Source organism: Jiangella ureilytica (assembly GCF_004348545.1).
GTDB lineage: Bacteria > Actinomycetota > Actinomycetes > Jiangellales > Jiangellaceae > Jiangella > Jiangella ureilytica.
Map to the genome: position 1 here is coordinate 1 of NZ_SMKL01000041.1, position 13,033 is coordinate 13,033.

A 13,033-nucleotide genomic window follows, 5' to 3' on the forward strand; every position below is an offset into this window, starting at 1 on the left:
GGCGTGCCCAGGGCCTCCCCGTCCCCCTGATAGCTGCCCGTTCTTATGCCCCGGGTGCCCGGGTCAAGTCCAAGCGCCCCGACCCCGGCGGCGCGCAAGCACAGAGCGCGCGGACTTGAGGCGGGTGGCCGGGGTTAAGAGAATGGGCAGCAAGGGGGACGGGGAGCCCACCTCACCACCCCGGCGAACGCATCAACTCAGCTCACGCTTGAGATACACCAACTCACCATCGCCATCCACATCGGCGTGATGACGAACGAAGCCGACCTTGTCGAGCACCCGGAGCGACGCGGCGTTCCACGGCCGGACCGTCGCCCACACCCGCTCCCGGCCGGTCTCCGCCGCAGCCGACACCACCGCGCGAGCCGCCTCCGTCGCGTACCCGTGCCCGTGGTGGCGCCGCAGCAGCTCGTACACGATCTCCGGCTCGTCCACCGTCGACCGCCCGACGATCAGGCCGCAGTACCCGAGCGCCGCACCGTCGGCCCGCCGCCGCACGGTCAGCAGCCCGAGACCGGACGACATCGCAGCGACACGCTGTGAAGCCAGCCGCTCCCGCATCTCCTCCACCCCGAACGAGACGTTGGGCGGGTCGTGCTCGGCCAGCAGCTCGAGGTTCCACTCGGCGTCGGCGTGGTCGCGCAGGCGCAACGAGAGCCGCGGCGTCTCGAGCGCGAACCTCACAGCGTGACGGTGACCGTCGCGACGTCGACGGGTGGATGGTCGGCGGCGGGTTCGGCGCCGTGGCCGATGGCGACGGCTCCGATGGGGGTCCAGCCGGCCGGCAGGTCCAATTCCGCCGTCGCCGCCGACAGGGCGGGGTCGGGGAACAGCCAGGCCGACGCGAGTCCTTCAGCACCGAGCGCGATCAGCAGGTTCTCGACCGCCGCGCCCAGTCCCAGCAGTGCGTCGGAGCCGTCGACCAGGCAGGGGATGACGACGTACGGCGCCGTGCGCAGCAGCCCGGCCCCGTCCAGGGCGGCGGCCAGCCGCTGCCGCGACGCCGGGGACTCGAGCAGCACGAACCGCCACGGCGGCGTGTCGATGGGCCACGGCGCCGAGAAGGCCGCCGCCACGGCCTGCCGCACGACCGAGCCGTCGACCGCCGCCGGCGTGAACGACGACGCGGTCCGCCGGGCGAGGACGGCCGAGCGCATCGCCTCGGGGGTGCCGAGCCGGAACCGGTCCTCGGCGCTCGGCCGGATCAGCGCCGCGACCCCGGCGTCCTCCTCGCCGGGTTCGAGCAGCAGGTGCGGCAGCCCACGCACCACGGCGACCGGCATTCCGGACAGTTTCGCGCGGACCAGCTCCGACGCCGCCGCCAGTTCGTCGGCCAGCGCCACCACCGTCACGCCCAGGTCGTTGCCGTAGGGATCGACGCTGCCGCGCAGGTCGTCGACGGCCCGCACGCCGGCCGAGCCGACCGCGAAGTCGGTGACACCGTTGCGCCACACGCGCCCGGCGGTGTCCGTCACCACGACCCCCACGCGCACGCCGAACCGCGCCGCCAGCCCGTCGCGCAGCCGCCGCGCCGACCCGTCCGGGTCGACCGGCAGCAGCACGATCGACCCGAGCTCGACGTTCGACGCGTCGACTCCGGCGGCGGCCATGACGAAGCCGTGCCGTGTCTCGACGATGCGGGTGCGCCCGCGCGGCGTGGTCCACTCCGAGATGGTCCGGACCGCCTCGGCGTCGATGGCGGCGTCGCGGTCGATGCCGGCCACGATGCGGCCCTCGGCCTTGCTCACGATCTTGCTGGTGACGACGACGATGTCGCCGTCGCGCAGGGCGTCGCCGGGCGGAGCCGACTCGAGCGCCGTCGCCAGGATGCCGACGAGGTCGTCGCCCGGCCGGACCTCGGGGATGCCGGGCAGCCCGAAGGCCTCGTACCGCGTGCTCACCGAGCCCGCACCTCCTCGGCGAGGTCGAGCGCCGCGCGGGCCATCGCGGCCGCGGCGTCGACGTCGGTCATCCACAGCGGGACGGCGGCGCAGCGCACGCCGGCCGCCTCGACCGCGGACACGGCCTCGGCATCGACGGTGTCGACCAGCCAGCCGTCGAGCAGGTCCGCGAACAGCTCGGCCACGCCGGCCGCCGTCGTCGGCACCCCGATGGCGGTCAGTGCGGCGTCGGCCATGCCTCTGACCGGTGAACCGCCGATGATGGGTGAGAGGCCGACGACGGGGGCGCCTGCGGCCCGGACGGCGTCGCGCACCCCGGCCACCGCCAGGATCGGGCCGATGCTCACGACCGGGTTCGACGGCGGCAGCAGGATCACGTCGGCGCTCTCGAGGGCCTCGAGGACCCCCGGCGCCGGCTTGGCCTGGTCGGCCCCGACCAGCACGATGCGCCGGGCCGGCACTTCGGCGTGCAGCCGGACCCACCACTCCTGGAAGTGGATCGCCTTCTCGGTGGCCCCGGATGCCTCGTCCTCCAGGTCCGCGGCGACCACCACGTGCGTCTCGACGCGGTCGTCGGTCATCGGCAGCAGCCGCACGCCCGGCTGCCACCGGTCGCACAGCGCCTCCGTCACCGCCGACAGCGGGTAGCCGGCCGCCAGCATGCGGGTGCGGATGAGGTGCGTCGCGAGGTCGCGGTCGCCGAGGGTGAACCACTGCGCCTCGGCACCGTACGCCGCGAGCTCCGACGCGACGGCGAACGTCTCGCCCTCGCGGCCCCAGCCCTGCGACTCCTCGATGCCACCGCCCAGGGTGTACATGACGGTGTCGAGGTCGGGGCTCACGTGCAGGCCGTGCAGCGTGATGTCGTCGGCGGTGTTCCCGATGACGGTGACCCGGGCGTCCGGCACGGCCCGAAGGAGCCCCCGCAGGAACCTGGAGCCCCCGATCCCCCCGGCCAGCGCGGTGATCCTCAGCACAGCCACGACCGTACCCGGTGCCGCCCGCCGGTCCGGTCCGCGCCCGGTCAGCGAGACACGCGGAACCGGAACGACCGGCCCGGACGTCACAGGGATGGCGCGGTTGGGACGGCCCGGATCGGGTATTCGGCCGTCTGGCGAGCCACTGCCGGGAGCGCTTAAGCTCCCGGCTCGAACCGGCCCGGAGCGTCTTCAGGGCGCGCCGGGACGGGTCGGGGCGCAACGGGCGACCGGGGCGCCGGCAAACGAACGGAGATCTTTAGCACGGTTCCGCTTGACGCGCACGTATTGCATTCATGTAATTTCGAACGTGTCGTTCAGTGGTTCTGCGGCCTCGACCACCGCAGGAGCGCTACGGGGGCCGGCTTCGAGCCGGAGAACCAGGTCGAAGGAGGCGAGCCATGACCGAGTGGGACGGGGACCAGATAGACCTGCTCTGGGGCGAAGCCGAAGAGATGAGTTGGCAAGAGCGGGCGCTGTGCGCCCAGACTGATCCGGAGGCGTTCTTCCCTGAGAAGGGCGGGTCCACCCGAGAGGCGAAGCGGGTCTGCACCGGATGCGAGGTCCAGGCGGAATGCCTGGAGTACGCGCTGGCGCACGACGAGCGTTTCGGCATCTGGGGCGGGCTGTCCGAGCGGGAACGGCGGAAGCTCAAGAAGCGGGCGGTCTGACGATCACCCGGCCGGTCGCCGAGTAGCTGCAACCTGTCGTTCTCAGGTTCAGCGCGTAAGGTTGGCGGTCGGCGCACGGGGTCGCCCGGCCGAGGCATGCTTCGGCCGGGACCGCCATTGCTCCGTGTGCTCGCAGACCGAACCGCTGGAACGACGACGAGGCATGGCACCGGACCCCTTGACCGCAATCGACAACGGCAGCCCGACACCCAGCGTCTATTCCGACCCTGGCATCGGCGCCAACGCCGCACTTGACGCGTTCGCCAGCGACATCGGCGAACCGGAACCGGTCGACCCCACGGCGCTGCTGACGCACGACGTCACGGCCGTGATCGTCGCCCACGACGGCACCCGGTTCGTCCACCGCACCCTCGAGGCCGTGGCGGCGCTGCGCCGCATGCCCGAGCGCATCGTCGCCGTCGACACCGGCAGTCGCGACGAGACCGAGCAGGTCCTCACGTCCACCCTCGGCGCGCCCTCCGTCGTCTCCATGCCGCGGTCGACGGGGTTCGGCGCGGCCGTCGCCGCCGGCGTCGTGGCCGGCGACCAGATGGCGCAGGCCATGCTGGGCACCGGCGGGCTGCGCCGGTCGGACCAGACCCGCTGGATCTGGGTCCTGCACGACGACAGCGCCCCGGCGCCCGACGCGCTGGCGCGGCTGCTCGAGACCGCGATCCGCCGACCCGACGCCGGCATCATCGGGCCGAAGGTCCTCGACTGGCGCGAGGGCCGGCAGCTGCTCGAGATCGGCCTGACGGTCACCGGCGGCGGCCGCCGTCACACCGGCCTCGACCGCCGCGAGTACGACCAGGGCCAGCACGACACGACCAAGAACGTTCTCGCCGTCGGCAGCGCGGGCATGCTCATCCGCCGCGACGTCTGGGACGAGCTGGGCGGCTTCGACCCGCGGCTCACGATCTTCCGCGACGACGTCGACCTCGGCTGGCGCGCCAACGAGGCCGGCTACCCCGTCGTCGTCTGCCCCGAGGCCGTCGTCTACCACGCCGAGGCCGCCGCGCACGGGCGCCGCCGGCTCGGCGCCACCCGCGACCGGCCGCACCTCGCCGACCGCCGCAACGCCATCTACGTCCTGCTGGCCAACACCCCGGCACGCTCGCTGCTGCTCGTGCTGCTCCGCGTCGTGTTCATGAGCATCGGCCGGTCGCTGACGTTCCTGGTCGGCAAGCAGCCGGCGCTGGCCTTCGAGGAGCTGGTGGCGCTGCTGTCGGTCATCGGCCGGCCCGACGTGCTGATCCGGGCGCGGGCGCGGCGCCGGCAGACCCGCCGCAAGTCGCCGTCGCAGCTGCGCTCGCTGTTCCCGCCGCGGGGCCAGCAGCTGCGGCACGCGGGCGAGAACGTCCTCGGCGTCATCACCGGCTCCAGCGGAGGCGCCGGCCACGACGTCTCCGGAGGCCGGCGCGCGGCCAGCACCGACGGCAGCGACGACGACGACGTGCCGCCCGGAGACGACACCTGGATCCTGCGCTTCCTGCTGCACCCCGCCGTCCTCATGACCGCCGCGCTGGTGGTGGTCACGCTGGTCACCGCGCGCGGCCTGATCGGCTCCGGCCGGCTGTTCGGCGGCGCGCTGCTGCCCGCTCCCACCGCCGCCGGCGACCTCTGGGAGGTCTACACCGAGTCGTGGCACGGCGGCGGGCTGGGCAGCGCCTCGGCATCGCCGCCGTATCTCGGCATCGTCGCGGTCCTCGCGTCGGCGGTGCGCAACGCCTCGCTCACCGTCGACCTGTTGCTGATCGGGTCCGTGCCGCTGGCCGGCCTGACGATGTACCTGCTGGTCCGCCGGCTGGCCGGGTCCAAGCTGCTGCGGGTCTGGGTCTCCGCCACGTACGCGCTGCTCCCGGCGACGACGGGCGCCATCGCGGCCGGCCGCCTGGGCACCGCCGTCGCCGCCGTGCTGGCGCCGCTGCTGGCGCTCGCGGTCATGCGCACCCTCGGCTCGCCGGGCCGGCCGGGACCGGGCCGGGCCGCATGGAGCGCCGGGCTGCTGCTCGCCATGGTCTCGGCGTTCGTGCCGCTGGCCTGGATCGTCGCGCTGGTGCTCGCGGTCGTCGCGGCGGCGACGGTGTTCCGCGACCGCCGCGCACTGTTGCGGCTGGGCGTCATGCTGGCCGTCACGCCGGTCGTGCTGATCCCGTGGACCGGCAGCCTGTTCAGCAACCCGATGCTCCTGGTCACCGAGGCCGGCGTGCCCGGGCCGGGCCTCTCCGACCCCGAGCTCGCGCCGTGGTCGGTGCTGCTGCAGAACCCCGGCGGCCCTGGCAGCGGCCCCGTGTGGCTGGGCGCCGGCATCCTCGCCGCCGCCTGGTTCTCGCTGTTCCGCCCGGTGCGACGGCTGGCCATCGCGGCCGCCTGGACGGTGGTGGGCGTCGCGCTGGTCGCGGGCCTCGTGCTGTCGCGCCTCGCGGTGAGCGGCCCGACGCTCGAGACGCCGGTCGCCGGCTGGCCCGGGCTCGCGACGGTGGTCGTGGCCGGCGGCCTGCTGATCGCCACGGCCATCGGCGCCGAGGGCGCCCGTGAACGGCTGTCGCGGGCCAGCTTCGGCTGGCGGCAGCCGCTCGCCGTCATCGTCGCCGCCGCGGCCGGGCTGGCTCCGATCGTCGCGGCCGGCTGGTGGGTGGCGCGCGGCGCCGGCGATCCGATCGAGCGCCGCGACGCGCAGATCCTGCCCGCCTACGTCGCCGATGAGGCCGTCCGCCCCGAGCGGGTGCGCACCCTGGTGCTCAGCCGCACCGACGACGGCCGCATCACCTACGCGCTGCTGCGCGAGTCCGGCCCGCGCCTCGGCGACGCCGAGACCAGCCCGCCGCCCGAGGAGTACGGCCCGCTCGACCAGGTGGTCGCCGACGTCGTCTCCGGCCGGGGCGGGGCCGACGGCGCCCGGCTCGCCGAGTTCGCGGTGCGCTACCTCTACATGCCGCGCCCGTACGACCCCGACCTCGCCGACACCCTCGACACCGTGCCCGGCCTGGTCCGCAGCAGTGCCCCCGAGGGCGCGGCGATGTGGCAGATCGACCAGCCCGTGGCCCGGGTCTGGGTCACCGCGCCGCCCGCCCACGGCACCGAGATCGCGCCGCTGGCCGACGAGGACTCCGAGGTCGTCACCGTCCCCAGCGGCGAGATCGACGCCGCCGGCCCCGTGCCCGAGGGTGCCGAGAACCGGCTGGTGGTGCTCTCCGAACTGGCCGATCCCGGCTGGACGGCGACACTGAACGGCGACGAGCTCGAGCCCACCACGTACGCCGGCTGGGCGCAGGCGTTCGAGCTGGGCCCGCAGGCCGGTGACCTGGTCGTCGAGTACGAGGGCAACCGGCGCGCGTTCTGGCTCTGGTTCCAGCTCGGCGCGGTCGTGGTGGCCGTGGTCCTGGCGCTGCCCGGCATCCGCCGCGAGCGCGGCGCCGTCGACGACGCCGCCGACCTCGATCCCGACGACGACTCCTCGCCGCCGCTGCCGCTGGAGCCGGTCACCGTCGGCGCCACCGCGGGAGCCGGTGCTGCCGGTGCGGCCGCGCCGGTGGCCGCGCGAGGGGCGAGGCGACGCGGATCCCGGCGCGGCGATCCGGCCGAGCCGGGCCGGCGCGGCCCGCGACGCGAGCCGTCGCCGTCGCCGCGGCCGGAACCGACCCCCGCACCCACCCCGGCGCCCGATACGGCGCCGGCTGGTCCGGCGGCGCCGGAGCCGGCCACCGTCGCCGGCGCCGGGCTGCCGTGGCTGCCCGGCGGCGAGCGGCTGCCGGCCGAGCGGCCGTTCGAGCAGCCGGGATATGACGAGCCGGCCGCGCCGCTGTCCGGTGGGCCGGCACCCGAGCCGGCCACCCAGCAGTGGACGCCCGGCGACCCGCTGACCGATCCCGCATTCGCCGAGCCGCAGCCCGAACCCGAGCTCGCGCCGCGCGCCCGGGCCCCGCGCAAGCGGACCGGACGCGCCCCGGCGGAGCCGGCCGAGCCGGCGCGCCCGGCCGAGCCCACGCGCCCGGCCGAGCCCACGCCGTCGGCGCCCGGCGAACCCGCACCGCACGCCGTCGGAGACTGGGACCCGTTCGCCCGAGCCGGGGCCGACGAGGACGCGCCGCGTGCCTCGTTGACCGACGCCTACAAGGGCCGGCGGGCCGGCCGTGCGGCCGACGAGGCCCCCGGCGCCGGCGCCGACGACGCCGCGGGCGGCCGCTCGCGGCGCACTCCCGGCAAGCGGGCCGCGGGCAGCCGCGGGGCGGGCAGGCGGGCGAAGAGCCGGCGGCAGGAGGACGAGCAGTGATCAGCGCACGGTGGGCCGGCCTGGCGGTCGGCGCCGGGGTGGCCGTCGTGGTCGGCGGGGCGACTCTCATCGGGCCGCCCGACTCCGTCGTCGACGACCACCCGGAGGTCCGCGAGCCGGTCGTGCGGTCGACGCTGGTCTGCCCGTACGTCGACGGCGAGGACGTCGGCACCGCCGAGCTCGGCGTGCTGGCCCTGCCCGGCGTCGACCTCCCCGAGGAGACCGGCGCGGAGCAGCCGCCCATCACCGTCCAGGCGCTCGCGCTGCCTCCGGACCCCGAGGACCCCGAGGCGACGGCAGAGCCGGCCGAGCCGGCCGAGCCGCCGGAGCCGCTGCTGAGCCTCACCGACCGCGGCATCCCGACCATCACGCCGGTCGAGACCGACGCGGGCACGTCGTTCGCCGTCACCGGCCAGGGCGCGCTGGCGCCGGGGCTGGCGGCCGAGCAGACGCTGATCACCCAGGAGGTCGACCTCCGCGGCATCAGCACCGCCGCCTGCACCGCGCCGCGGCGCGAGCACTGGTTCGTCGGCGCGTCGGGCGAGGTCGGCCGCCGCGGCCGGCTGATCCTGGCCAACCCGACCGACGTGCCGGCCGTCGTCGACGTCGAGCTGTGGGACGAGGCCGGGTCCATCGACGCGCCCGGCACCCAGGACGTCGGCGTGCCGGCCCGCAGCCAGCGGATCCTGCTGCTGGACGCGCTGGCCGCCGGGTCGGTGAGCACCGCCGTGCACGTGCGGTCCAGCCAGGGCCGGGTGACGGCGGCACTGGAGCTGCGCGAGACGTCGGAGATCACGCCCCAGGGCATGACGTACGTCCCGGCCGCCGTCGCGCCGCGTCGCGACCTCATCATCCCGGGCGTGCCCGGGTCGGGACAGCGCAGCCTGCGCATCGTCGCGCCCGGCGACACCGACGCCATCGTGTCGCTGCAGGTCCTGGGCGCCGAGGGCGCGTTCAGCCCGGTCGACCTGGACGTCCTCACCGTCACCGCCGGCACCGTCGCCGACATCCCGCTCGACAGCGGCGCCGACCCCGCCGGCATCCGGCTGCAGAGCGACGAGCCCGTCACCGCATCGGTGCGCGTCGTCCAGGCGCCCGAGGACGGCCTGCCCGACCTCGCCTACACGACCGCCAGCGAGCCGATCTCCGGTCCCACCCCCGCGCTGCTCAGCCGCGCGACGGGCGGGCTGGCCAGCACGCTGCTGCTGAGCTCCGCCGTCGCGACGACCTCGCGGGTCACCGTCCAGACGCTGGCCGCCGACGGCACCGTCGCGGCCGAGGAGCCAGTCGACATCCCCGCCGGCGCGACCGTCCCGGTGACCCTGGCCGCCCAGGGCGACGCCGCGAACGCGACGGTCATCGTGGTCCCGGAGTCACCCGGCTCCGTCGTCGCCGCCCGCCTCATCTCCGCCGTCGACGACGACGGCTCGCTGCTCGACCTGATGCCCCTCGTGTCGCCGACGATCGAGGTGAACGTTCCCGAGGTGGTCGGCGAGCTGCCCGACGTCCCCGAGCCCGTCGAGTCGCCCTGATGGCCGGTCGCGGGCGAGCGCGCCCCCACGCAAAGTTGATCGTGGAGAGAGTGCGGTATTCATCGGGCATATCGCCCGGCAATGGCGCACTTACTCCACGATCAACTCGGGGGTGGCGGGGTTGATCCGCTGCCACGGGACGTGATCAGGGGAGGTCGCGGCCGCCGTAGGCGGGGTCGATCTCCTCGGGCTCGACGCCGAACAGCTCCGCCACTTGCTCGGTGACGACGTCGCCGACCAGGGCGCGGAGCTTGGAGGGGTCGGTGGCGCGGGTCTCGACCGGGCGCCGGAAGACGACCACCCGGGCGGGCAGGGCGCCGGTGCCGGCGTAGGCGCGGGCCAGCGGCACCCAGGTGCGGTCCCAGTCGTCGAGGGCGGGAACGTCCTCGACGGCGAACTCGACCTTGGCCAGCTGGTCCTGCCAGCGGCGGTCGAGGCGCTCGACGGCACCGATGACGAGGTCGTCGAAGCGCTGCGCCCGCGAGACCGCCAGCGGCGAGCCCGCGGGGGCGAGCGGACCGCGCATGCCGCGCCCGTGCCGGTCGCGGCGGATGCGCGGCAGGCTCACCCCGGACGGGGTCTCGGGACCGGGCACGCGTGGGCTCATCCTCGGCAGACTAGCCCGGTTTGGCGTGCCGTGCCCGGACGACACCGCGCAGACGCTAGCCTTCCCCTGTGAGTCCGATGCGTCGCTGTTCACGATCAGCCTGTCCGCGGACCGCGGTGGCGACGCTGACCTATGTCTATGCCGACTCCACGGCCGTGCTCGGCCCGCTCGCCACGTATGCCGAGCCGCACAGCTACGACCTCTGCTCGCAGCACTCCGAGCGGCTCGTGGCGCCCCGCGGCTGGGAGGTCATCCGGCTGGCTCCCGACCCCGCCGCACTGGGCCCCAGCAACGACGACCTGCTGGCCCTCGCCGACGCCGTCCGCGAGGCCGGCCGCCGTCCCGAGCCCGCTCCGGCGCCGCCGCTGGCCGGTGAGAGCGGCGGCACACGACGCGGACACCTGCGGGCGCTGCCCGACCCCGACGCCTGATCATGGGCGTACCCGCGGCAGGGCCGGAGTCTCACCGCTGACCGAGCGGCGCGACGCGCTTCGTTCATTCGGCGTTCACCTTTCCTGCATACCCGCTCTTGGCGGCCGCGTTGATCGGAAATGGCGCAGGGCGTACGCTGCTCCCCAGCCGGGCGCGGGGTGGTCCGCAGGGGAGGCCTCGTCCGGCGCGCCGTTGCCGCAGCGACGGCAAGGGGGCAATGTGCGTGTCGAGACGACCTGGTCTCCGCCGCGGTCGGACGAGACGTCCGGTGCGGGCGCCGTCGGCGCGCCCGAGCGCGAGCCGACCCGACGCCGGCTGGCCCGCTGGTTCGCCGGCGCGCGCAGCCTGCGCAGCCGCCTCATCACGTCCTACGTCGTGCTGCTCTCCACCTCGGCCGTGGTCACCAGCCTGGTGCTGAGCGAGGTGCTGATCATCCGGCTCGACCAGCGCATCCAGCGGGCCGAGCTGCAAGAGGTCCTCGAGCTCGAGCGCATGATGAACGACGGCCGCGACCCCACCACGGGCGAGCCGTTCACGTCGTTGTCGGCGCTCTTCGACGTCTACTTCGCCCGCAACGTCCCGAGCAGCGGCGAGGGCATGGTCGCGTTCGTCGGCGGCCGCGTCCACCAGACGGCGGTGGGCCGGCTGCCGTCGGGCGACGTGCCGCGCCACGTCGTCGACCGCTGGCGCGAGCTGGCCGGGCACGACGATCACAGCATCGGCCGCATCGAGACCGGGCGCGGCGAGATGCGCTACCGCGTCGAGCCCATCGAGTTCGGCGGCGAGTCCGGCGCGTTCGTCGTCGCGCATCTGCCGCGGCGCGACCTCGAGGACATCGCCGACGTCCGCACGTACAGCCTCTACATCGCGCTGGGCATGCTGCTGCTCGCCGGGCTGGCCATGTGGCCGCTGGCCGGCCGCGTGCTCGCGCCGCTGCGCGCCCTGACGACGACCGCGCACACGATCTCCGAGTCCGACCTCACCGGCCGCATCCGCACCCGCGGCAGCGGCGAGGCCGTCGAGATGGCGCACGCCTTCAACGCCATGCTCGACCGGCTCGAGGCGTCGTTCCGCAGCCAGCGCACCTTCGTCCAGGACGCCAGTCACGAGCTGCGCGACCCGCTCACCATCTGCCGCGGCCACCTCGAGCTGCTCACCGACGACCCCGCCGACCAGCGGGCGACGGTGGCCCTGGTGCTCGACGAGCTGAACCGCATCGGCCGCATCGTCGACGACCTGCAGGTGCTGGCCGACGCCGACCAGCCCGACTTCGTCCGTCCGGCGCCGGTCGACCTCGGCGACCTCACCGTCGAGCTGCTGGCGAAGGCCGGCGCGCTCGGCCCGCGCACCTGGCTCCTCGACGGCGTCGGCGAGGGCACCGTGCTCGCCGACCGGCACCGGCTCACCGAGGCCGTGCTCAACCTCGCACACAACGCCGTCAACCACACTCGTGGCGACCAGATCGTCGCCGTGGGCAGCGCCCGCACCGACGACGAGTGGCGGCTGTGGGTGCGCGACACCGGCACCGGCATCGCCGAGGTCGACCGCGAGCGCATCTTCGAGCGGTTCGCCCGCGGCGCCGACTCGCGCCGCGCCTACCAGGGCGCCGGGCTGGGGCTGGCCATCGTCGCCCTCATCGCGCAGGCGCACGGCGGCCGCGTCGATCTCGTCAGCGCGTCCGGCCAGGGATCGACCTTCACCATCGTCGTCCCGCTCCGCGGTGAGCTGCCGTGACCAGCATCCTGATCGTCGAGGACGATCCGCTCATCAGCGCGTTCGTGCAGAAGGGCCTGCGCCTGCACGGCTACGCCACCGAGGTCGCCGACGACGGCCTGACGGCGCGGCAGCTCGGCATGTCCGGCGCGTACGACCTGGTCGTGCTGGATCTCGGTCTGCCCGACCGCGACGGGCTGCGGGTGTTGCGCGAGATCCGGTCGGCAGGGCACACCGTCCCCGTGGTCGTGCTGACGGGGCTGCCCGAGCGCGACGCGGCGACCTGCCTCGAGAGCGGCGCCGACGACTACATGCGCAAGCCCTTCCACTTCGACGAGCTGCTGGCCCGGGTCCGCAGCCGCCTGCGCTCGTCGTCGGGCGGCACCGGCCGGGCGACGTTGTCCGCGAGCGGCATCCAGCTCGACCTGCGCAGCCGGCGCGCCTGGGTGCACGGCCGCACGGTCGAGCTCACCAGCCGCGAGTTCGCCCTCCTGGAGGCGTTCCTGCGCCATCCGGACCAGGTGCTGGGGCGTGAGCAGCTGCTCTCGCAGGTCTGGGGCTTCGCCGTCGACCCCGGCACCAACGTCGTGAACGTCTACGTCAACGCGCTGCGCAAGAAGCTCGGCGCCGACGTCATCGAGACCGTCCGCGGCGTCGGCTATCGCCTCAGGCCCGCCTGATTCCGCCACGCCCAGAACATGAGCATGCCGGGTGGTACGTGATTCGCCGGCCATCGCCAGGGGAAACACTTACACGTATCCACTTTCAAGCCCGTAAAACCTCATAAAGAAGCTCTCACCATTGCCTTACAGATGTCTCATGCCTCAGCGGGAAGCTTGCACCGTCGATATCCAGGTGGGGCATGCGGAGAGACCCGTGGGGGGCCTCCGCAGGGGGGCGGGATTGTCATGCTCAAGGGGCGGACTC

Annotated in this window: 10 protein-coding genes; 6 read left to right on the forward strand and 4 right to left on the reverse strand. The window is 74.6% G+C overall.

Annotated features, from left to right (window positions below; translation table 11 throughout):
* Positions 1-192 precede the first annotated feature (192 nt).
* The 3 genes from E1212_RS18025 to cofD are packed head-to-tail and all read right to left on the reverse strand — an operon-like array spanning position 193 to position 2,875.
* Positions 193-684: a GNAT family N-acetyltransferase gene (locus E1212_RS18025; RefSeq protein ID WP_131984942.1), complete on the reverse strand. Its 492-nt coding sequence runs from the start codon at positions 682-684 to the stop codon at positions 193-195.
* On the reverse strand, positions 681-1,901 hold the full coding sequence (locus E1212_RS18030; RefSeq protein ID WP_203416970.1) for a coenzyme F420-0:L-glutamate ligase: 1,221 nt from the start codon (positions 1,899-1,901) through the stop codon (positions 681-683). The genes E1212_RS18025 and E1212_RS18030 overlap by 4 nt, the downstream gene beginning before the upstream one ends.
* Positions 1,898-2,875, reverse strand: coding sequence for a 2-phospho-L-lactate transferase (gene cofD / locus E1212_RS18035; RefSeq protein ID WP_131984999.1), 978 nt, complete (start codon positions 2,873-2,875; stop codon positions 1,898-1,900). The genes E1212_RS18030 and cofD overlap by 4 nt, the downstream gene beginning before the upstream one ends.
* 404 nt (positions 2,876-3,279) lie before the next feature.
* On the opposite strand from cofD, the gene E1212_RS18040 reads away from it, so the two are divergent.
* The 3 genes from E1212_RS18040 (at position 3,280) to E1212_RS18050 (ending at position 9,354) form a co-directional block, all read left to right on the forward strand.
* Entirely contained in the window at positions 3,280-3,549 is a 270-nt protein-coding gene (locus tag E1212_RS18040) for a WhiB family transcriptional regulator (RefSeq protein WP_131984946.1), read from the forward strand.
* A gap of 163 nt (positions 3,550-3,712) precedes the next feature.
* A complete protein-coding gene (locus E1212_RS30800; protein WP_131984947.1) occupies positions 3,713-7,822 on the forward strand; it encodes a glycosyltransferase family 2 protein in 4,110 nt (1,369 codons plus the stop codon).
* The gene (locus E1212_RS18050) at positions 7,819-9,354 is read left to right on the forward strand and encodes a DUF5719 family protein (protein WP_131984949.1); all 1,536 of its coding nucleotides are present in this window, start codon (positions 7,819-7,821) and stop codon (positions 9,352-9,354) included. The genes E1212_RS30800 and E1212_RS18050 overlap by 4 nt, the downstream gene beginning before the upstream one ends.
* A gap of 145 nt (positions 9,355-9,499) precedes the next feature.
* Here E1212_RS18050 and E1212_RS18055 read toward each other — a convergent pair whose 3' ends face one another.
* Positions 9,500-9,961 (reverse strand): metallopeptidase family protein, encoded by a 462-nt coding sequence (locus tag E1212_RS18055; RefSeq protein WP_131984951.1) that lies wholly within the window; start codon positions 9,959-9,961, stop codon positions 9,500-9,502.
* 68 nt (positions 9,962-10,029) lie between these two features.
* Here E1212_RS18055 and E1212_RS18060 point away from each other — a divergent pair, with 68 nt between their 5' ends.
* From E1212_RS18060 to E1212_RS18070, 3 genes are all read left to right on the forward strand, one after another.
* A complete protein-coding gene (locus E1212_RS18060; RefSeq protein WP_131984953.1) occupies positions 10,030-10,392 on the forward strand; it encodes a DUF3499 domain-containing protein in 363 nt (120 codons plus the stop codon).
* Positions 10,393-10,612: 220 nt separating this feature from the next.
* Positions 10,613-12,127, forward strand: coding sequence for a sensor histidine kinase (locus tag E1212_RS18065; protein ID WP_131984955.1), 1,515 nt, complete (start codon positions 10,613-10,615; stop codon positions 12,125-12,127).
* On the forward strand, positions 12,124-12,786 hold the full coding sequence (locus E1212_RS18070) for a response regulator transcription factor (protein ID WP_131984957.1): 663 nt from the start codon (positions 12,124-12,126) through the stop codon (positions 12,784-12,786). The genes E1212_RS18065 and E1212_RS18070 overlap by 4 nt, the downstream gene beginning before the upstream one ends.
* The last annotated feature ends 247 nt before the right edge of the window (positions 12,787-13,033 follow it).